Origin of the sequence: Geminocystis sp. GBBB08, from assembly GCF_016743215.1 — a bacterium.
Lineage (GTDB): Bacteria > Cyanobacteriota > Cyanobacteriia > Cyanobacteriales > Cyanobacteriaceae > Geminocystis.
The window spans coordinates 1-22,444 of the sequence record NZ_VRZC01000015.1 but is presented as its reverse complement, the minus strand read 5'-3'; the positions used below and the strand labels follow the sequence as shown (position 1 = coordinate 22,444).

The window sequence follows — 22,444 nt, the reverse complement described above, 5'->3', positions numbered from 1 at the left end:
CTTGAATCTAACCTACTTGATTAATTACTAAAAATAAATGTAATTCTTAGGGTTGCACATTATTTAATCTCAGCTACTTGATTAATAGTTAATTATAAAACATGGGTAAACTAATTCTTTTTAAACTAGAATCCGGTAGTTTTGTGAATGGCTTTGATGTCAGTTTACAAATTTGTGAAGATAATCCCGATGGTATCACTCATCCTTTTACTACTATAACTGGCAAACTTCCACCCTGTCAACCTATCACTCAACATTATCAACAATGGCAGGAAAGTTATCGTAGTTTGCATCAAAAAGTCAGATTAGGATCATCTAAACAACAAGTTACTCACGTTACTAATAATTGTCAAGTTTCTGCCTCTCAACTTAAGGAAACTTTACGAAATTGGTATCATTGCGAAATCGAATCTTTCGGTAAAATCAGGGAAAAATTATTAACAGAATTAGATACTCAAGAATCTATTAGACTTTTGATTCAAACTAATATTAAAGAATTGCGTTTTTTACCTTGGCATTTATTTTTTGATTCTTTTCTTAATTTATATCATAAAGCTGAATTAGCTATTGCCCCTATTGAATATAGTACTTTAAATATAAGCCTCAAAGAAAGCTCTCAAATCAAAATTTTAGCAATTTTTGGTAATAGCCAAGGAATAAATCTAAAGCCCGATGAAGAAGTTTTAACTAATTTAAAAAAAGCAGAAATAATTACTTTAACTAACCCTAGTCGTCAAGAATTATTTTCTCATCTTTATGAGCAAGAATGGGATTTACTTTTTTTTGCAGGGCACAGTGGAAAAAATGAAGAAACTTGGCAAGGTAAGTTATATCTAAATGAAGAAGATATTATCACTGTTGAAGAATTTAATCATGCTTTAAAACAAGCAATTCAAAAAGGTTTAAAATTAGCTATTTTTAATTCCTGTGATGGTTTAGGATTGGCACAAGATTTAGTAGCGTTACACCTATCCCAAATTATCGTTATGGGAGAAATAATACCTGATATTGTCGCTCATGTTTTTATCAAAGAATTTTTACAAAGTTTCGCTGACAATCAACCTCTATATTTAGCTGTCAGAAAAGCTAGAGAAAAGTTACAACCTCTTGAAACTCAATTTCCTTGTGCGACTTGGTTGCCAATTATCTGTCAAAATCCCGCTAGTTTACCCTTAACTTGGCAAAATTTACAAGGTTTAGAGATTAATCCTGATTTTTCCCCCAGTAAACTCCTGAAAACTCCTGAAAATTTTACTAATCTCGTTTTTGAAACTGTGATCGCCAATACTCAACTTACCCTTGAATATAACTCTTTGATAAATTGCAATGTTGAGGTTTTAGTTAACTATACTGACATAGATTTGTCCATGAGTGAAGATATTGCTAGAATTTTACTTATCAAAGGTGGTAAAACTATCAGTAAAGAATTAGAAAAAAGGAAAATAAAACAATTAGGGCAAATTTTAACAACTGGGGGAGGAAAATTAAAAGTCGAAGGGATTTTTCACGGTATTATTTATGACTATCAACAACCAGAATTAACAGATGTAAATTTAGTAAAAACTATCATTAATCGTTGCTTAACTTTAGCAGATAGTAGCGGCTTTAATTCTATCGCTTTTCCTGTTTTTCTTCCTCAAAATTCTTTGTTATCTATAGAAAAAATAGCTGTCACTTTTGCCCAAGAAATCATTAATTATTTGCAAGGAAACACAAAATTAGAGCAAGTTAAGGTTATTTTACAAAATACCTCAAATTTATCAAAAAACATCTTAGATGAACGTTTAAGCAGATTTTATAGGCAATTCAAACAATTTTTAGATTTAGGAGCAGAATTTAATAATCGGATTTTATTATTAGAAGAATTAAAACGGATTTATCAACAAAGAAAAATGGAATCATCGATAAATATTTTAAATCTTTATCAAGAAAATTTATCTAAATTTCAAGAAAATTGGGTTAATAATAACTTACAACAAAACCCAAATTTATTAAACAGAGACTATCATCAATCCTTAGAAAAAATTAGCTATAAAATTAATCATAACCAAGAGACTAAAATTGATAATATTGTCACTTCTTTACACCAAAACTATCATGAAAAAGCAGGAGAAATTTGGCAACAATTAATTAACCTTAATGATGAGGAAGAAATTATCTATTTATTTGAAAAATTAGATAGAGATATAGATGGTTTTGCGTGGATAAATGATCAATATGAATTAGCTATTATAAGTGTAATGGCTAAACAGAAAAAAATTAACGAAATGTTGCAAACTCAAGTAGAAGAATTAAAGAAAGGACAACATTTATTACAGCAAAGATTATTATATTTACATCAACAAAAAATTTTAAATAAAAAAGAGGAAGGAAATGAAAGAAATCTTATTTTTAGAGAATATCCGAAGATAAATGTCAAGGTTAAACCAGAAGAATTACCTCAAGAATATCGGGTGGCAAAAATTACCTATACAGCAGATAAAAAAGCCTTAAAAGAAGCTAATAATAAAGGTATTGATATTAGTAAAATAGCAGACATTGATCCTAATTTAAAAGTAAAATTTGGCTTTAAGACAGTAAATAGTTAATATTTACAGACTAAAAGCCTAATGATAAAAAATCTTAAAACTGTTATCTGTTGCCTCTTGCCTACCCTCACCAAAATACTTTTTCAGCAGCCCTTATTTAATTGTTAATTGTCTCTCTGACTCTTGCCCATTTAGTCATTTGCCATGTCATAATAAACAAAACACCGGAAATTAATGCTCCTAAATTCCATTTTACTGAACGTTTTAACAAAGATTTTCTCTGCTGTTTAATAGCCATTACGGATTGACTACTAATTTGATTACGAGAACCTTTGATAAACTCAGTTAAGTTAGTTTTTACTTGGGTTAATTGTTGCTCAATTACGATAATAGGTGCATTACCACTGTTATTAAGTTGACTAATTAAAATTTCCATATCTTGTTTATTCTTAACGTCTTTGAGTGCAGTTTCGACTTTTTGTAAAACCTCTAATCGTTGATTAGCTGCTTCTGTGATTTTAGTGCTAATTTGACTATTGATGCGCATAGTATTTATTATCCCCAATGGTACAGATAACAGAAATAATATCCCAACAAATAAACAAAGCCATGATAAACTGGTAAGGACAATAAATTCCCAACCTTTTCGTAAATAATTACCACCATAAAATATTAAAACTAAGGCGACGAGAGGAATTGCGACTTTTTCAATAAGAGCCCCAAATACTTCAAATTCCCAGTTAGGATTGAGAAATTGAGGGGGAATAAAAATCTCTGCTAAATCTAAGGCGAATAAGATTAAGAAAGCATAACCTACTAATCGCCATAAACCGAGGGAGCGCAACATATTCAGACTAAAAACACCTATTTTATCGACTTTTTGATTAAGTTTGCTTTGAATATCAAGGGTTTCAGTATTAGAGATAGTTTCAGTGTTGGAATTTAAATCTTCTTGATTAGACTGAATCATAATATTTTGTAGTTAGTTTTAAAAATGTTTAAATAAGTTTATTTTAAATTTATAAATCATAATAGATAATTTAACCTTGATTATTCTATCAGTAATAATCCTTTGGGGTACAACTCTTAAATTAGAGAAACACTTAAATAAATTCTCTGATATTATATTTAAGTATTAAAAAAAATCATTATTAAAAAAATTTTCTTCCTCAGATGAAGATTTGATATTTTGTTCACTTCGATTCATCAAAAACCAATAAAATCCAGCAAAAGTAATAACTGCAATCATACCAAAAACCAATGAACCGTCTCCTTCGTGCCAATATAAAAAGGCTTCTCTTTTACCCATTCCCACTAAAATAGACATTAAGACTACTCGCATAGTATTGACTAAAAATCCGATCAAAATAGCCATAAAAGCGACTATATAATTATATTTTTTAGAAATGGGAAACATAATTAAGCAGATTACGGATAATCCTAAAACATAAGTCATGGACTCAATTCCAGAACAACCCTCATAAACTTTAACACTACCTTGTGGTAAACGAATAAAAACTCCATCTAATAAAACATTAAATCCTAAATAATGGAGAATAAAAGAAGATACTTTCGCAGTAAAAGGGGAAATATCGGTAAATAAGTTTAATATAACTCTAGGAACACCTAAGAAAAAAATAATTAATAATTCTCCCTTAAATTGTTTTAATCCATAAAAACCTGAAGCGATTAAACTAACACCTAAAGAGAAAACAAAAGGTGCAATACTGAGAAGATTATTTTCTTTTTCTGTAGGAATAGATTTACTGACAAATAAAGTCCATCCAATCAACAACACTCCTAAAATACTTGGGAAAAGTTCTCTTTTGAATTTTAATTCGTGACGTTTATCCCACAACATTGAATAAATAGCTAACCAAAATAAACCACTCATTCCAGCATGAGCAATATTATTCATTTTGTAAAAAATAGTTAAATTTATAGCTACTAAAGCAGACAAAACAAACCACATCCAAAAGCCATAATTCCTCATTAATTCTGTCGGATTTAATTTTTCCGTATTCATATCAATTTCAGATCTTTGAGTAACTATTTATATTTAAGTATATTTTAGCTTTTTTAAAATATTAATCTTTAACTCAGATCTTGCACCGGCATCATAAATGAGCGAGTTAGGGAGCGGTTTTGGGAAGAGGGAAGAGCTCATTGGTGATAATAATTGATTTTAAAGCGATTATGAGATCATGAGTTATTAAATAGAATTCAACCAAACAGGAGGTAATTGACTTGGACGATCTGGTAATTGCATTAATCCCATTTCTGTTAAACGAATCACGGTTTTTAGAGAATCGACTAAACTAGGATCGAATCTGATATTACTATATTGTTCACATTGATCAAAGGCTTCCCCAAGACTATAGGCTTGTCTATCACCTCTAGTTTGAGTTAATTCTTGAAAATAGCTCACCAAGCCCAAAATTCTTGATTCTAACGGGATTTCTTCCGCTTTTAAACCATCCGGGTTGCCACTACCATCCCAATATTCTAATTGATGATAGACGATTTTTGTGATCGGTTCTAATTCGCTCATGGAGGCTAATAAATGAGCCCCTAAAACGGATCGATCTCGCCAAAATTTATTAGCATTAGAATTAAATTGCTCAAAACTACTGGTAAATATTTCTGTGGGTGCTTCTGCTAAACCAATACGAAATAATAAACCAGCTAATCTTAAACGTCTTAATTGTAGGGTTGGTAAATCGAGAATTTGCCCTAAGGTTTCTGCTAATGCTGCTACTTGTAAAGAAGCATAGGAATTAAAAGGATCATTGTTATCTACTTTTTGTGCCATTCTGAGGAAGGCTTGAAGTTTACTAGCCGCAAGATTACGACTAAGTTTTAATGCTTGTCCTTCTAAATCTCTTAATTCTCTTGTTTGACGGTTAACAGTGACTAATTCTTGTTGACTGGTTTGTAGATAAGAAATAATACGACTAACTACCCCTGTTAAATCTACAATTCCTAACGGAGAAATATATTTAATTTGCCACCGCATTTTCTCTAATTTATCCCCTAAAGGTACATTATAGGGTTTCATCCGTTGAGTTAAGATGTCAACAGCTTTTTCAACTAAATTGCGATCAAATGTCCATAAACCGTAAAACTTCCTCTCTGTATCGATTTGCGGTTGAGTTCCGCCTTTATATTCTTCTGGGGAGAGTTCGTGACAAAGCACCATCGCCGCATAATCTGGCGCTAAAATAACTAAATTCCATTCTTCTACAAAACTATCATCTTCTCTTAAATGCACTAAATCCACATTCTCTAATTGACTGGTACGATGAGAGGCAAAACCACTGTCTGCCACTGCTGCGATAGCTACTTGTCGAGAATGTTGAGCTAAATCCCAATATCGATCAGCTTCCTGAATATACCACTTACCCCGTTGAAAAGTAACTAATACCAAAGGCTTATATATTTCATCTTCATAGGTATGTTGTAAAATGTGATCCTCTAAAGCATGACAAAGAGCTACAAGAGTGTTCTTATAATAAACACCATAACTAGAAGGCAATTCACCTTCGGGAAGATTTTTTCTTAATTGATGAAGGGTAGATTCTGGTGGCATTCTTACACAAGGAAAATAGACAAGCTCAAGACTTTTTTTCAATATATCATATTCAATGAGTAATAAGTAATATTCCTAATTCCTGATTGCTAAAATGTTAAAGGTATCATTACGGAAGTTAAGATTTTGAATGCAGGGAGGATAGGGAAGAGGAAAGAGGGAAAAGTAATCAGAATTGATTTTAAAACTCCTAAAATTGATTTTTCCCGTTTTATTTTATTGGTATTATTGTATTGGTGCAAGATCTGAGTCAAAACATCCTAATCAACTCGTTATCTGCTATATTACTTATCTCCATCAATAATCATATGTAGAACTTAAGTAACACTAAATTTTAAAGGCAATCGCTTTGTCAAATTAAAACGAAAATTCAAAAGTAAAAAAAAGGCGAAAAAACTAATTTTTTGAAAATAACTAATTCAAATTATTATTGATTTTTACTTATTTTTTGAAAACTGCCCCTGATAACACGAAACTATAGACTTGTTGCACAAGTTACACGATGCTCTTGTAAAATCTTCATTCTAAATTCTTCGGACAATAGTTATTAAAATTGATAATTTCCCATCTAAAATAGATTTTAATTTTTATTTTGCACTCGTGTCTTATATTTCCGCCTACTGATTTTTAAAAACGATGTTCAAATTCTATCACCCCTCGGCTATCTTGCTCAAAGTCACTTAAACCCCTTAAAATAAATTGGTCATTAAAACGATATCTAAGACTATAGCTTGGGGCTTGTTCATCAGTTAAAATTTTAGTGATAGAAACAGACAAATTATCTGTTATATCTAAACCTAATTCTGCACCTAAAGCAAAACTAGATTTACGATTTTCACTGTTAAGTATTTGAGTAGGAAATAACCTTAATTGATCAAATCCAAATTGTTTTTGTAATTGTCCTTGCACACTTCCTAAAAAAGCAGCACTAGCTAAATTGGCTAATCCTAAATTACCATCTCCATCACCAAAATTATTAAAAAATCCTCCTCCTAAAAGAGCAATAATTTCTGTTTGATTTCTTTGAGGACTACTACTTAATTGGATATTATTTACTAAGTTATTACTCCAACCTTTTACATTAGCTTTGATTCTAATAGTTTGAGCTTTATTTAAAGAAGAATTCGTTATATCTCGAATCTCGTTAGGGTTATAATTATCAGCAAATTGATACCTCATTGTTTCTGTTGCAGAGCCTTCTAACTGTAAATCTAAGTAAGGAATAAAACCATTATCAGCAGTAAATTTAGCGATATTATTATAGTTATTTGTTAACTTTAATTGACTGGTAAATAAGTTTAAATTTCCACCTCTTAAAGTAATAATTCCCTCTGGTTTTAATTTATCTAATTCTCCATTTATATAAGTACTACCTTCAGCTTTTAAATTTAATAATGCTGGTTATTTAATTGAAAAATTTTTATCTAAAATTAGTTGCAAGTTATTAAAATTTGTGTTAATAAAATTATTTTTTTTGATATTTTCAGTATAATTATCTGATTTTTCTCCTACTTTAATTTCCCCATTATATAATTTAATTTTACCACCAATTTTAGGGGCGATCGCCGAATTAGAAACATTAATTAAACCGTGAGCGCTACCTTGATATAAACTATTGACATTTAAAGCTAAATCATCGACATTAATATTCAAAGAATCATGAGAAAAACTGTTGTTTATTAAAGGTAAACCACCAGCAATCGCAATATTTCCTCCACTAAAATTGCCCGTTAAATGGGGAATAGTTAATTGATCAAAATTAAAGAACACTTGACCATTAATATTAGTAATAGGATTATCAAGAAGAATTTTGCGGCCAATAACCCCATTTTTAAAAGTAGCAATTCCTTGAGTATAAATGTCAGTAATTTGGTTTCTAATTTGGGAATATTTACCATTAATATCTAAATTAATATCACCCTCACCCTTAAGCCAATTAAGTTGATTATTACTGAGAATATCTAATAAAGCAAAGCCATCTTGGGTTAAATTTAGCTTTAGTAAAAAGTTGTTGTTTTCTGGTAAAAGAGAGTTAGAAAATAATTGAAAAGGTAAACTACCAATTAAAGTTAAAGGTTGAGTATTTTCAGTTAAGTTACTATTAGCTAAAAAATCAATTCGAGAGTTTCTAAAGCCAAAACTAGCAGTAGTTTTATCAATTTTAGTGCCATTTATACTAGAGTCAGTTAATTCAATATTGCCTTTAGCTAAAGGTTTTTCTTCACTACCACTAACAGCAATACTGGCATTTATAACTCCATCAATATTTAAAATTTCAGGAAAATTTGCTACCTTTTTAAGTTGAGAAATAGAAAAATTAGACAGCATTACCTCTCCAGAAATTCTCTCTGATTTAAAAGTTCCAGTTAAAGATAAAATGCTATTATCACTTTGTATTTTTACAGGTAATAAAGTCAGCAAACCATTATCATAACTACCAGTTGCCTGTAACGAATCTCCTCGGTATTTTCCCCATAGCCAATTATATCCACGAAAATCAAATTCAGCCTTAATGCCTTGTTGAAAAGAAAGATTAATATTTATACCGCCTGTTAATTTTCCTTGTAAACTTTCCAAACTCGGTAAACTAGCATTAAGACGATTAGTCTCGACTTGCTTTAATTGTGCTTCAATTTTGCGGAAAAAAGTCAAAGTATCTAATAAAGAATCATCATTTCCCTGAATAGAAACTAGAGGGTTTGCCTGACTATTAGATAAGGAAGGAGAAGAGACAGATTTTTCTTGACTATTAGATAAGGAAGGAGAAGAAGGTAAGGTTTTTTCTTGACTATTAGATAAGGAAGGAGAAGAAGGTAAGATTTTTTCTTGACTATTAGATAAGGGAGAAGAAGAAGAGACAGATTTTTCTTGACTATTAGATAAGGGAGAAGGAGAAGAGACAGATTTTTCTTGACTATTAGATAAGGAAGGAGAAGAAACAGATTTTTCTTGACTATTAGATAAGGAAGGAGAAGAAACAGATTTTTCTTGACTATTAGATAAGGAAGGAGAAGAAGAGACAGATTTTTCTTGACTATTAGATAAGGAAGGAGAAGAAGAGACAGATTTTTCTTGACTATTAGATAAGGGAGAAGAAGAAGAGACAGATTTTTCTTGACTATTACTATTAAAGTTTACGGAATATAAATCATTAGCTTTGCTATATTCACGAGGTTGAAATCCTTGAGGTATATCTTTCAACTCGAAAATTTGCCAACTACTTAAAAGATTTTGTATCTCACCTTCTTTGATTTCTACTTTTGCCTTCAGTTGCGGATTCTCTGCGAAAGGTTGTAATTCTCCAGCGAAAAGATATTCATTTTGTTGATGACTTAATTTTCCGTCTTCAATTTTAATAACTCCTTTTTCTTCTGAAAGTTGAGTTGTTAGTTTGTCTCCTTGTAAATGATTGATACTTGGTTTATCTATAACGATATTTCCCGTTACCAATTCATAATTATTCAAGTTAAGGCTTACATCGGCGATAAGATTCCCTCCAATTTTTTTGACGTTGCTAGGTAAATAACTTAACCATGTTTTTGTTACTGTATCTAAAGGAATATTGATGGCATTTATCGCTAAAATTTCATCATTTTTAATTGCTTTAACTTGAGTCTCTTTAATTTGTAAGTCGATTAATTGAGGTTGGTTTTCTTTATCCAGTTGTAAATAAAATTTTTCGTGAGAGTTAACGGCATTAAGTTTTAAGTTTAAACCTTCGTTGAGGTTTGCTGTTATGTTACCTTGTAAGGAAGAAAAAGCAAGGTTAACCAGTTGAAAATTATTAACTGTGACTTTACCTTTTAATTGTGGTTGTGAAATTTTCCCTTGCAAATTACCTAGAAAGTCAACTTTTCCTTGATAGTTAAGGATGTCGAGAGAAGAAGGTAAGGATAAATTTTGTAAATCGATTTCCTTAGCAACAATATCTAAGTCAATATCTTTTACTGTCTTGGTATTTATATCAACATTAATAATTCCTTTTGCTTGAATACCATCACTCATGCCTTTATTTAACCTTAAGTTTTCGCCATTCCAAGAAAAATTCGCCGAAATTGGTTGATTAATAAGACTAATTCCTTGACTAAAAACCAAGTCGCCATCAAGGTTAATTTTTTCGGCTGTGAGATTATTAATATTTCCTCTTGCTGTTACTTTGCCACTAACATCTCCTCGTAAATTTTCTGTTATCTTATGGAGAGAAAAATTCACAGTATTGGTTTCGGCGATAAAATTATCTTTAGCTAAAGTAAAGTTATTAATGTTAATTCTTCCTTCAGGTAAATCTAGTTTTCCTTTTCCTTGAATTTGAATCTTGTCATTATTAGTTAAATTTCCTTTCACGTCTAAATTAGTGCTAACTTTTCCTCCGTCAATCCCTAGTGAAGTTAACTTAACCAGAGGCAATTGAGAAAGAAGAAGATTTTCTGCGGTTATTAATGTCTGCCAATTACCTTGACTAATTTTAGTATTAATTAAGTTAAGTTTTCCGCCGCTAAAATTAACATCAAAATTTCCCAATAGATTAAGACTGGTTGCGTCAATTTTCTCGTTTTTACCTGATGCCTGAAATTCACCATTTAAGAATGAGTCATTACAACCAATTTTTTGACAATCAAGAATCGGTAACTGTGTTAACTTAACTCCTGCCAATGTCACTTCTCCTCGCCATGTGTCGTGATTGACTTCTAAATTGTCAATATTAGCTTTACCTCCTGCTAACTCCACTGTAGAAATACCCGTTAACTTGGCTTGATTAAATTGTTGCCAATTTCCTGATAAGTTATAGTTGCCTGAGATTAAACCGACATTAATAGGTAACTCTTGTTGATAAATAGAGACTAACTTTTTCCCGTCTATATTTTTTCCCGTCAAAGAAATGTTAAAACTATCATCTTTTTTTTGCAATAAATTGATTTTTCCTGTGGCGGTAACTTCTCCTCCAATTGTCGGAATTAAACTAACATTGTTGATTATTAATTGATTGTTATGAATATCTAAATTAGTGGTGACTTTATTAAAAGGAATTTTCTCAAATTGTGTGATTCCACTGTTAACAATATTTGCCGAAATTTTCGGGTTATGAATATCCCCTAGTAGATTAACTTTGCCAGTAACTTTTCCTATTGTCTCTAAATTATCAGTGTCTAAATTTAAGGAAGAAAATACATTTTTTATCTCAATAGGCTTGGTAGTATTAGCTTGAATATTTAACTGCTGATTCTTGTGAATAACACCATTAACTTGAGTATTAATTAACCCTAAATTAGTATTAATATTTTCTAACTTGACTAATTCATTATCAAAGGTAACTTTTCCTTGACTTTCAGTTAATTGATTTGGTAAATTAGGCAATTTAAAATTAACATGATTAAAGGTAACGTCTCCTTGAATGTTATCTAAAATATTATGAGAAAAATTTAAAGACACATTTCCGTCAACTTTTCCCGAATTAGCATCGATAGGAAGAATCATTAAATTATTAAGAGTATTAATAGCTAAGTCTTGACTATTAATTTTTAATAACCATTGATTTTGATTAAAGTTATGTAAACCAGTAATATTAATATCTCCTCCTTGAAGAAAATTACCCTTAAGTTGAAAGAAGGATTGATTATTTTGAAAACTGATATTAGCGGAAGGAATAATTAGTTGAGTAACAAAGGAGGGTAAATCTTTTAAATGATGATTATTTTTAACAATTAGTTGACTATTTTTAAGCTGAATCTTATCGACATTAAAATTCCATTTTAAAATTTGTTGCTCATTACTAGGGTTTAATTTTATATTAATCCAGCTATCATCTTTATTTTGTTGCAAATAAACACTACTATTAATAACAGAAATCCCTAAATCAACATTTTTGCCTAATAACTGTAAAGGGTTAAAACTAATTTCTATGGCTTCTGCGATAACAGAATCATTTTCATTTTCAGTGGAATCAATGCGAGTTTCACCTAACCTAATTTTCGTGAAAGAAACAGCTTCTATCTTACCTAATTTAACGGGGCGAGAAATATAATGACTAACGGGTGTTTCGATGAGAGGAATTAACTTTTGAGTCAAAAAATACCAACCATAACTTAACCCTCCCCCCAAAAATAACAAGCAAAGAGAAAGAAACCATCGCCAAAAATAATATTTTCTTTGCAACTCCAAAGATTGAGTCTGGTTTTCCTCTGGATTGTGTGAAAAAGAATAATTAGAAGTATCAATCATATCAAACACCGAAATCTTAGAAGCATTAACTCTTAGCTTAACTTAATTATCCTAGCAATCTGAATCTTTTTTCCTTCTTTCAAAAATTGAGTGAGAAACCAAAAACCCTTTGCGCCTTTGCGAGAGATAGAAAAATCTCTGAGGAGTAATTTTGTCAAAACAAATAAGATAAGTTTCTCCAAATTATTAATATTTATTTGCAATAAATTTTATTTTAAGTTATAGTTTATTGAATATAAAAGTCAATAATTTTAATTTTGGTGTAAGGAATTAATGTTACCCTCTATAAGCAAATTGTCGCTAACGATACCGTTGAAGGCCTTAGCTTCGCTTGTGTTGGCATCTTCCGTCAACGCTATGGAAATAAGCACTGATACGGCTTCTTTTGATGTAGAAAACAATTCTTTTGAACAAGTTACTTCTGTGTCGCAACTAAGGGATGTATCCCCTACAGATTGGGCATTTGAAGCCTTAAGAAACCTTGTAGAACGTTATGGATGTATAGTAGGTTATCCTGATCGTACATTCAGGGGAAATCGTGCTTTAAATCGTTATGAGTTTGCTGCCGGTTTAAATGCTTGTATGCAACAAATGGAACGTTTAATTGCTTCTAGTGAGTCAGTTTTAAGATCTGATATTGAGAAATTAAAGCGATTAATAACAGAATTTGAAACAGAATTGGCAGCATTAGGTGCAAGGGTTGATAATTTAGAAGGTAGGGTTGCTTTTTTAGAAGATAATCAATTTTCTACGACAACTAAACTTACAGGCGAAGTCATCATGAGTTTGGCAACGGCATTTAATGATGATACTTCTAGCTTTGATGGTTTAACAAAAGGGGCAAAGCCAGTTAACGAAAATCAGACGGTGTTGAGTTATCGGAGTCGTTTTAATTTTGATACCAGTTTTATGGGTAAAGATAGATTAAGGGTGCGTATTCAGGCAGGAAATATTATACCTTTTAACGGTAATACTGATATGACACGATTAAGCTATGACACCAATACCAGTAATGACATGGTATTAGATGATTTATTCTATCGTTTCCCTATCGGTAATAAAATTACTGCTTTTGTCGGTACAAATGCTATGAATATTGATAAAGTATTTGATGTGGATAACCCTTATTTAGAAAGTGATTCTACCGGCACGTTAACTCGCTTTTTTCGCCGTAATCCCCTTGTATTTCGTGGACCTGAAGGTACTGGAGGTGGTATAAAAGTTAAATTAAATGATCAATGGAACTTTAATACTCTTTATGTCGCTCGAAATGCGTCAAGTCCTGAAGACGGAAAAGGGTTTTTTAATGGTGCTTTTAGTACAGGTGCTCAAATTGGTTTTTCTCCTTCTAAACCTTTAAAGTTATCTTTAGCATATCTTTATACTTATCAACCTCAAACGGAAGTGAATTTAACAGATAGTACAGGAAGTCCTATCGGTGCAAATCCTTTTGCAGGTAGTGCAGCTAATGCTCATCGTGTTGGTTTACAAGGCACTTGGCGTATTGCAAATAAAGTCAATATCTCTGGTTGGGGCGGTTATGCTTCGGCAGATAACTTACAACAACAAGCTACGGGAAGAGGTTCTCGTGATAATACAGAATTGTGGACATGGGCAGGTAATGTCTCTTTTCTGGATATAGGTAAAGAAGGAGCAATTTTATCTTTTGCCGGTGGTATGCCTCCTAAAGATTCTGATGATCGTAATACCTCTTATTTATTAGAGTTACAATATAAATATCCTGTTAGTGACAATATTATCATTACTCCCGGTACTTATGTAGTATTTAATCCTAACCATGACAGTCGCAACGATACTGTATGGGTGGGGGTTGTAAGAACTACTTTTAAATTCTAACTCCCCCACGGATTTCTCCACCTTTTTTTTATTATAGGCGATCGCACCATAAAAGTGTTGGTTGCCTTTTTTTTTGTGAGAATTATGATAGAATTTCGGCAATAGTTAATTTTTGATTCCGGTAGTGCCAATGCCCTCTATAAACTGTTTTTGCCCAATTATAAATAATATTATGACAGGAATAGTTGCAATAATTACTGCCGCCATTAATAATGACCAATTACTGGTAAACTGTTCTTGAAAAGAGGCTAATGATAATTGTACGGTGATTAAATTAGGGTTGTTGGTGAAGACGAGGGGTTTAAATAAGTCATTCCATTCACCGATAAAGGTAAATAGAGACAGAGTAATAATAGCTGGTTTGGCTAAAGGAAAGAGAATATACCAAATTATTTGTAAGGTATTTGCACCATCTAAGGTGGCTGCTTGTTCTAACTCTATAGGAATGGTGCTAAAATATTGACGCATTAAAAAGATACCAAATCCACTGGCTGCTGTTGGTAAGATTAATGCCCAATAAGTATTAATTAAATTTCCTGATTTAAGGATTAAAAAAATCGGAATTACTAATATTTGAAAAGGAATTACTAGAGTTGCTAAAATTAATAATAAAACTATATTTTTCCCTCTAAATTCTAATCTCGCTAAGGCATAACCTGCTAAAATTGAAGTTATTACTTGAAAAATTGTTACGGCGATCGCCACTATGCTAGAATTAGTAAACCCCAGTAAAAAATTACCTTTTTCCCATGCTTCTTGATAATATTTAAAGGTAAAACTAGGATTATTAGAATAGGAAAAAAAAGAAGTATAAAGAACAATTATTAATGGTGATAAAATAATAACTAATCCACTTAAAAGCAATAAAAAACTAACAATTTGACTTCTTTGAAAAGAGGTATTTTGTTTGATAAAATTTTGGGTTTTTATATTCATGCCTAGGATAAGTTATATATATAGCAATTCTAAATCATTAATGCACTTTATCAGCTTATCTTTTTCCTCAGAGTTAGGTGGTAAAAACAAAAGCTATTTGCACAATTAACTGAGAGTGGCTATATTTAATCTAACTCAAAATTGCCAATGACAATGGAAGTAAAAGCAAAGGCAAAAACTAAAGGCATAGGAGAGTTTAATAAATAACTTAAAGTTATACCTGTTACACTAATACCAATAGCGATTGATAACCAAATTTTTTCTTCTTGAGAAAAGCCTTTTTCAGCCTTGATTTGAATTAAAGTTTCTTTCGGAATAGGGAGAGGCATCACGCCATGAGGAGGAAACGCCCAATAATCAAGACGTTCTACAAATAAGTCGGTCCAACCGTTGTCTTGACACCATTCTTTAATCCAATCATCAGAAAAATGTTTCATTACCCTTTGTGAGCTTTTATTTCTTACTTACTTTTTCAGATTATCAAATGTTTTTTTGAGAAGATGATTTTGTTAATTAAATTTAACATTCTAGTTATTATAAGTACAAATACTTATTGAATGATTTAATTGCTGGGTATCCTGATTAAAACTAATTACTTATTACTTATTATGAGATTGTTAATTGATTCTTATTTATGAGAAATAGCTTTATTATATAGTTGTCTAATAGAATTAATAATTTGTTCAAAACTAGATTTTTTACCTTGAGAATGAGGATCTAAATTTTGTAAACGATTTAAAAGTTTTGCTTCTTGAATATCCACATCTCCATCACTATAAACTAAGGCACTAATCGCTCCTAATAATTCTTCATAATCTTTTTCAGTGGGATTTTTGCCTAAATATTCTTCTAACCATTCATAACATTCAGATGGATTAACAGGCTTAATTTCTGATAATAAAGATTTAATTTCTACATCATCATTAAGGTTATTTTCTGTTACTACTTTTTGTAAGTATTTTCTTTCTTGAGATTGAATAATACCATCAATCCATGCCGTGCCTACCAAAATTTTAACCAATAATTTAGTTTTATTTTCCTTTGTCATGAGTTACTCTCCTTTGATTAATTTAGCCATAAAAAATCCATCCATATTATCTGCTGGGGGGAATATTTTAACTATCCCCTTTGATGTTATCGAAAAATCTGAATTTGAATCATTATTTTTGTCGGCTAACTGCCATGAAGGATTATTTTCTAAAAATTTAGTGATAATATCCTCATTTTCTTCTTTATTTAAGGTACAAGTAGAATAAACTAAAATACCGCTATTTTTGACCCATTTTGCTGAATTTTCCAGAATTTTTAGCTGTAATTGTGTCAATGGTTTAATCTCTTCTTGTTTTTTATGCCAACGAATGTCGGGATTTTTATGTAACGTGCCTAATCCTGAACAGGGTACATCAACTAATACTTTATCCGCTTTATTTTCCCATTCCATCAACTGACTACTATCACCTTCTACCACTTGAATTGATTGTAATTTTAATCTTTTGGCGTTTTCTGTTATTTTTTTTAACCGAGATAAATGGCGATCGCATGCGATAATAGTACCAGTATCCTGCATTAACTCGGCGATATGAGTAGTTTTTCCACCAGGTGCTGCACAAGCATCAATAATAATTTCATGGGGTTGAGGATTAAGAAAATGAGAAACAAGTTGTGCACTAGCATCTTGAATGGTAAACAAACCCTGTTGAAAACAGTCTAATTGGGTGATCTTTCCCACAGAATTAGTTAACCTTAAACCATGAGGAAGGTGAGGTAAAAAAGTTGTTTTTATACCATGAGTTAACAGAATTTCGTGTAAATTTGCCCTTGTAATTTGTAAAGAATTAACTCTTAAATCAGTGGTAGGAGTTTGATTATACCAATCTAATAATTTTTCTGTCTGCAGGAGATTAAATTGTTTGACAAAAAGAGAAACTAACCAATCAGGAAAACTATATTTAACCCCCAGACGAGGAATAAAATCTGATGGCAAAATCAAAGGATCATTTTCTATTGATAACCTAATATAGGATCGTAAAATGCCGTTAACAACACCAGAAAGTTTAGATAAACCATTATTTTTAGCTAAATCAACGCTAGTATTCACCACCGCCGACTCAGGAATTTTATCAAGGTAACGTAATTGATATAACCCTAATTGTAAAATTATACGCAAATTTAATGGTTGTTGAGAAGCCTTTTTTGTGGCTAATTGATTAATGAGACTATCAAGAGTTCGTTTACGTCTAACAGTACCATACACCAACTCTGACACTAAATGATGATCGAAGGAAGAAAAAGAAGCAGAAGAAAAAACCTTATCTAAGGCAATATCAATATAAGCATGACGTTTATAGATGTCTTGTAAAGCCTCAAAAGCGCATTGACGAGGATTATTCATTATAGTGATGGGGTGAATAGTTTTGGAATAAGAATCTAGCCTGTAATTTATCATTTTCGATGACTTTATAAAACTTAAGATAATCTTTTTGAACCATTCCTAGAAGATCGAGCTAACCTGAAGGTAAAAGGATTAATTAATAGGAATTATTTATGACCAAAAGAAGCTTTGGAGTAATTGGATTAGCTGTAATGGGTGAAAATCTAGCCTTAAACGTCGAAAGTAGAGGTTTTCCTATCGCTGTTTATAACCGTAGTCCAAATAAAACAGAAGAATTTATGGCTACAAGGGCGCAAGGTAAAGACGTAAAAGCCGCCTACTCTTTAGAAGAATTTGTGCAAACTCTTGAACGTCCCCGTAAAATATTGGTAATGGTAAAAGCTGGTGCCCCTGTAGATGGAGTTATTCAACAGCTTAAACCTTTATTAGAAGAAGGAGACATGATTATCGATGGTGGTAACTCCCTCTATGAAGACACAGAAAGACGTACTAATGAGCTTGAAGCCACAGGTTTAGGGTTTATGGGTATGGGAGTAAGTGGTGGTGAAGAAGGTGCTTTAAATGGTCCTTCTTTGATGCCAGGGGGCACAGAAACCGCATATCATGAATTAGAGCCGATTTTAACCAAAATTGCAGCTCAAGTTGATGATGGTGCTTGTGTCACTTATATTGGACCTCGTGGTGCCGGGCATTATGTTAAAATGGTTCATAACGGCATTGAATACGGTGATATGCAGTTAATCGCAGAGGCTTATGACTTGTTGAAAAATGGACTAGGATTAAGCAATGACAAATTACACGAAGTATTTTCCCATTGGAATACCACTGATGAGCTAAATTCTTTCTTAATCGAGATAACTGCTAATATTTTCCCGAAAAAAGATCCTGAAACTGGGAAACACTTAATTGATTTAATTGTCGATAGGGCAGGGCAAAAAGGTACCGGTAGTTGGACTGTAGTAAGTTCTTTAGATTTAGGTGTACCTATTCCTACTATTTATGCCGCAGTATATGCTAGAGCCATTTCTAGTTACAAAGAAGAAAGAGTTTTAGCATCTAAAGAATTAACGGGAATAACAGCAAAATTTGATGATGATGTAGATAGTTTTATCTCTAAAATTAAGGATGCTTTATATTGCTCAAAAATGTGTTCTTACGCTCAAGGAATGGCTTTAATTGCTAAGGCTTCCACCGAATATAAATATAATATTAATCTTCCTGAAGTGGCTCGAATTTGGAAGGGTGGTTGTATTATCAAAGCTGGTTTCTTAGGCAAAATTAACAAAGCTTTCACTGATAATCCTAATTTACCTAATTTACTTCTTGCTCCTGAGTTTAAACAAAGTATTCTTGATCGTCAACAAGCATGGCGTGATGTCATAGTCTTAGCCACTAAAATGGGTATTCCGATCCCCGCTTTTAGTGCTTCTTTGAACTACTTTGATAGCTACAGAAGTTATCGTCTTCCCCAGAATTTAACCCAAGCACAACGGGATTATTTTGGAGCCCACACCTATGAGCGTACGGATAAACCCAGAGGCGAATTTTTCCACACTGAATGGACTTCTTAAATCCTATGTATCTTATAAATAATTGTTGAGATTACTTTTTATTCTCTAGCCCCATTTCTATCATTGATTATGATAATCATAAAGTGGGGCATTTAGATTTTAAAAAATTTTAGATAACCCCTTGACAATCTTTAAAAAGTTCGTTAGACTATATAAGTGGATTAAATAAGCCAGGATAGCTCAGTTGGTAGAGCAGAGGACTGAAAATCCTCGTGTCGGCGGTTCAATTCCGCCTCCCGGCATTCTTATTTTGTTAGCATTTCACCTTTCCTATCTCTGACGTGAGGTTAAATAGTCCTCGTGTCAGAGACAGGAAAATCTCTTAAATTGCCATTTATAAATACTTTGATGACATTTTGATAACAGGATAACTTTTAGTCACTTAAAAGGTAAATATTTTATTTCCTCAAAATTACTACTTGTAAAACAAGGTTCACCACCTCCCACTGAATAATCAATCGGATCTATTGAGGAATGGGATTATGAGATGGATTGATATAGGAACTTTAGACGCTGATAATCATGAATGGCGATTATCGCAACCATTATCGGGTAATTTAATTAAAGTGGATATTTAGGGTATTTAGTAAGACAATTAGAAGATTAAATTATGTATGATAATCTAAAAAAACTTACATCAAAACATATTAAAGATTTCTCATCAATTGAGTTAAAAGAATTGCAGTCTTTGCTTAATAAATGGGGGCATAGTTTAGCGGTTGACGGTATTTATGGGACAAATACAGAGAAGGCTTTTACTGATTTTAAAAAACAAAATAATTTAACTGAACCTTATTTATTTGGACAAACTACCCTACAATTTTTATTAAAAAATCCTTTCAAAAGACAAATAAACGAAGCAGGAATTAGCTTAATTAAAGAATTTGAGAGTTTTCGTAGCAATGCCTATTTATGCCCTGCCAATGTGTGGACGATCGGCTATGGTAGCACCTTTTATAATGATGGTAAGAAAGTTGTTAAAGGAAATAAAATTACAGAAAAAGAAGCAGATAAATTACTTAGAATAACTGTTGAAAGTTTTGCTGATCAGGTAGCAAAATTAATTAAAGTACCAGTAACAAGTAATCAATTTTCTGCATTAGTTAGCTTGACTTACAATATCGGAATTGGTGCATTTGCTCGATCAACTTTGTTGAGTATGCTAAATAATAGAAAAAGTAAAGAAGATGTAGCTATACAATTTTTACGTTGGAATAAAGCAAACGGTAAAATTTTAACAGGATTGACTAGAAGAAGAGAAAAAGAAATGCAATTATTTTTAAGATAAAATTACAAGGTAAAGATAGGAGTACACTATCCATCATCTTTAAAATAACTTAATTAATTATTATGTCAGAAGAAAGACTTAGACGAATTGAAATACTATTAGAAACTTGTACAAAAGTAGCAGTTAACAATCAAGCGGACATTCGATCACTGATTGAACAAACTACTGAAAACAAAAGAGAAATCAAAGAACTTGCCGCACAAACAAATCGTCAAATTAGTGAACTTACAGCACAAATAGCATCTCTTAGTCAAATGTTTGTAGAAAGTGTAGGCATTATGCGTAATATGCAATCAGACATAAAAGGATTACAAACAGAGAATAAAAGAATATTAGATCATTTGTTTGGGGAGAATCAACAAAATTAAGAAGACTGAAAATCCTCGTGTCGGCTGTTCAATTCCGCCCCCTAGCATTCTTATTTTATCAGCATTTCAGCTTTCCTATCTCTGACGTGAGGTTCAACTCAGATTTTGCACCTTGTTTAAAAATCACTGATTAGGGAGAGTAATGAGTAACCAGTAATGAGGATAAGAATTGATTCTTTATTATACTAACCATAAGAGAATTGATTTTTTCCCTTTTGACTATTAGGTATTAATGTATTGGTGCAAGATCTCAGTTAAATAGTCTTACTAATTTTGTTGATTATCCCCAAACAAATGATCTAGTATTCTTTTATTCTCCGTTTGCAATCCTTTAATTTCTGATTGCATTATTTTTATGTCTAATTGCATAGTTTTCATAATTCCTACACTTTCTATAAACATTTCACTAAGAGATGCCATTTGTATTGTAAGTTGATTTGTTTGTGTTGTAAGTTCACTAATTTGTTGTCGAACTTCTTTTATTTCAGCTTGATTAGCAACAGTAGTTTTAGCACAGGTTTCTAATAATATTTCAATTCGTCTGAGTCTTTCTTCTGACATAATAATTAATTAAGTTATTTAAAGGTGATGGATAGTTCGCTTTATCCTTACCTCACATTTTAATATTTTTTCAATCCTTGAAAAGTACCATGTCCGTTAATAGTTAATTCTTGGTTAAGGTGTCATGTCATGATGCCATTCAATCAATATATATTCACTCATTGCTTAGGCAGGAAATATATTCTTTTCCTTTTAGTTTAATAAAGGTTGAGTATAAGCTGAAAAACCACCATTTATAAGAGATTCAACGGTATTTTCCGCATTTTGTACCCAATAGTTATCACCTAAACGCACAAAGATTCTTTCTTGTACACCATCTATAATGGCAAATACAGGAATTACTGCATCATTTTTGTCTCCTGATTGTTCTTGTAACATACTTTTTAATTTTCCTTGTATTTGAGGTTGACAGGCTTGTTCTGGAGTCAAACGAATACAGACTATGGTAACATTTTCCATTCTTTTAATATTATTAATAATAATTTGTGATTTATCATCTTTATGATCGGCTTTTCCCCAAATAATTAAAGGTGTATCTTCTAATAAATTCTCTTTTACTTGATCATAATTACTAGCAAAAACAATAGCATCTGCCTGTCCCGTAATATCTTCTACAGTCAAAAAAGCCATATTATTACTATTTTTATCAATATGATTTTTGATCATTGTTAACATCACGATCGCACACATTTTTTTTCGTGATTTATATTCTGATAATTCACCAATATCAATAGGAGATAAGATTTTAGCTTTATTTTTCAATGGTTTTAAAGGGTGTTCAGAGACATAAAACCCTAAATGTTCTTTTTCTGATTTAAGTTTTTCTTGTACTGAAAAATCGGAAATTTGTGGTAATTGCGGTGCATTTTCATAACGGGTTTTTGAGCTAGATTCAGACTCATTATTTAAGATTAAATCAAAAACATTTAACTGTCCTGTTTCTTTTTCTTTAGTTCGTTTTTGTGACCAAGTAATCATCAAATCTAAACTTTCAATTAACTGTTTACGATTCTCATGAATTGAATCAAATGCCCCAGCATAGGTTAAAGTTTCTAAGGCTCGACGATTGAAAGTTGTTAAGTTAATTTTCCCGATAAAATCAGAAAAATTAAGAAATTTTTACCCCGCTTTTTCT

General features: G+C 31.6%; 15 protein-coding genes, 1 tRNA gene and 2 pseudogenes. 6 read left to right on the top strand and 12 right to left on the bottom strand.

Translation table 11 applies throughout. The features are described 5' to 3' along the window. Positions 1 to 101 precede the first annotated feature (101 nt). Complete coding sequence (locus FWJ34_RS03660) at positions 102 to 2,588, top strand: CHAT domain-containing protein (protein ID WP_308253974.1); 2,487 nt, start codon at positions 102 to 104, stop codon at positions 2,586 to 2,588. 97 nt (positions 2,589 to 2,685) lie between these two features. On the opposite strand, the gene FWJ34_RS03655 is transcribed toward FWJ34_RS03660, so the two are convergent. From FWJ34_RS03655 to FWJ34_RS03635, 5 genes and pseudogenes are all read right to left on the bottom strand, one after another. Beyond that, entirely contained in the window at positions 2,686 to 3,498 is an 813-nt protein-coding gene (locus tag FWJ34_RS03655; protein ID WP_308253973.1) for an HpsJ family protein, read from the bottom strand. Between the two features lie 165 nt (positions 3,499 to 3,663). Beyond that, a complete protein-coding gene (crtA, locus tag FWJ34_RS03650; RefSeq protein WP_308253972.1) occupies positions 3,664 to 4,554 on the bottom strand; it encodes a cyanoexosortase A in 891 nt (296 codons plus the stop codon). A gap of 186 nt (positions 4,555 to 4,740) precedes the next feature. Beyond that, on the bottom strand, positions 4,741 to 6,117 hold the full coding sequence (locus FWJ34_RS03645; RefSeq protein ID WP_308253971.1) for an HD domain-containing phosphohydrolase: 1,377 nt from the start codon (positions 6,115 to 6,117) through the stop codon (positions 4,741 to 4,743). A 627-nt stretch (positions 6,118 to 6,744) separates the two neighbouring features. Beyond that, positions 6,745 to 7,500 (bottom strand): annotated as a pseudogene (locus FWJ34_RS03640) (translocation/assembly module TamB domain-containing protein); the annotation flags it as partial. Between the two features lie 18 nt (positions 7,501 to 7,518). After that, positions 7,519 to 12,336: a hypothetical protein gene (locus tag FWJ34_RS03635; RefSeq protein ID WP_308253970.1), complete on the bottom strand. Its 4,818-nt coding sequence runs from the start codon at positions 12,334 to 12,336 to the stop codon at positions 7,519 to 7,521. A gap of 357 nt (positions 12,337 to 12,693) precedes the next feature. On the opposite strand from FWJ34_RS03635, the gene FWJ34_RS03630 reads away from it, so the two are divergent. Then, positions 12,694 to 14,193, top strand: coding sequence for an iron uptake porin (locus FWJ34_RS03630; RefSeq protein WP_308253969.1), 1,500 nt, complete (start codon positions 12,694 to 12,696; stop codon positions 14,191 to 14,193). Positions 14,194 to 14,298: 105 nt separating this feature from the next. Here the strand turns inward: FWJ34_RS03630 and FWJ34_RS03625 are convergent, their stop codons facing one another. The 4 genes from FWJ34_RS03625 to FWJ34_RS03610 all read right to left on the bottom strand — a co-directional run bounded on the left by FWJ34_RS03625 (position 14,299) and on the right by FWJ34_RS03610 (position 17,521). Beyond that, complete coding sequence (locus FWJ34_RS03625; protein WP_308253968.1) at positions 14,299 to 15,129, bottom strand: carbohydrate ABC transporter permease; 831 nt, start codon at positions 15,127 to 15,129, stop codon at positions 14,299 to 14,301. A gap of 125 nt (positions 15,130 to 15,254) precedes the next feature. Further along, positions 15,255 to 15,566: a hypothetical protein gene (locus FWJ34_RS03620; protein WP_308253967.1), complete on the bottom strand. Its 312-nt coding sequence runs from the start codon at positions 15,564 to 15,566 to the stop codon at positions 15,255 to 15,257. A gap of 191 nt (positions 15,567 to 15,757) precedes the next feature. Further along, on the bottom strand, positions 15,758 to 16,177 hold the full coding sequence (locus tag FWJ34_RS03615; protein ID WP_308253966.1) for a TerB family tellurite resistance protein: 420 nt from the start codon (positions 16,175 to 16,177) through the stop codon (positions 15,758 to 15,760). Between the two features lie 3 nt (positions 16,178 to 16,180). Continuing rightward, positions 16,181 to 17,521, bottom strand: a complete 1,341-nt coding sequence (locus FWJ34_RS03610) for a 16S rRNA (cytosine(967)-C(5))-methyltransferase (protein ID WP_308253965.1) — start codon at positions 17,519 to 17,521, stop codon at positions 16,181 to 16,183. A gap of 152 nt (positions 17,522 to 17,673) precedes the next feature. Here FWJ34_RS03610 and gnd point away from each other — a divergent pair, with 152 nt between their 5' ends. The 4 genes from gnd to FWJ34_RS03590 all read left to right on the top strand — a co-directional run bounded on the left by gnd (position 17,674) and on the right by FWJ34_RS03590 (position 20,748). After that, positions 17,674 to 19,092: a decarboxylating NADP(+)-dependent phosphogluconate dehydrogenase gene (gene gnd, locus FWJ34_RS03605; RefSeq protein WP_308253964.1), complete on the top strand. Its 1,419-nt coding sequence runs from the start codon at positions 17,674 to 17,676 to the stop codon at positions 19,090 to 19,092. A 169-nt stretch (positions 19,093 to 19,261) separates the two neighbouring features. Continuing rightward, a tRNA-Phe gene (locus tag FWJ34_RS03600) sits at positions 19,262 to 19,334 on the top strand. Between the two features lie 368 nt (positions 19,335 to 19,702). Continuing rightward, a complete protein-coding gene (locus tag FWJ34_RS03595; RefSeq protein WP_308253963.1) occupies positions 19,703 to 20,380 on the top strand; it encodes a glycoside hydrolase family protein in 678 nt (225 codons plus the stop codon). A gap of 62 nt (positions 20,381 to 20,442) precedes the next feature. Next, positions 20,443 to 20,748: a hypothetical protein gene (locus FWJ34_RS03590; RefSeq protein WP_308253962.1), complete on the top strand. Its 306-nt coding sequence runs from the start codon at positions 20,443 to 20,445 to the stop codon at positions 20,746 to 20,748. A 267-nt stretch (positions 20,749 to 21,015) separates the two neighbouring features. Here the strand turns inward: FWJ34_RS03590 and FWJ34_RS03585 are convergent, their stop codons facing one another. The 3 genes and pseudogenes from FWJ34_RS03585 to FWJ34_RS03575 all read right to left on the bottom strand — a co-directional run. Continuing rightward, a complete protein-coding gene (locus FWJ34_RS03585) occupies positions 21,016 to 21,309 on the bottom strand; it encodes a hypothetical protein (RefSeq protein ID WP_308253961.1) in 294 nt (97 codons plus the stop codon). 192 nt (positions 21,310 to 21,501) lie between these two features. Then, positions 21,502 to 22,287, bottom strand: coding sequence for an OB-fold nucleic acid binding domain-containing protein (locus FWJ34_RS03580; protein WP_308253960.1), 786 nt, complete (start codon positions 22,285 to 22,287; stop codon positions 21,502 to 21,504). A 30-nt stretch (positions 22,288 to 22,317) separates the two neighbouring features. Beyond that, positions 22,318 to 22,416, bottom strand: a pseudogene (locus tag FWJ34_RS03575) (hypothetical protein); the annotation flags it as partial. Positions 22,417 to 22,444: the final 28 nt, after the last annotated feature.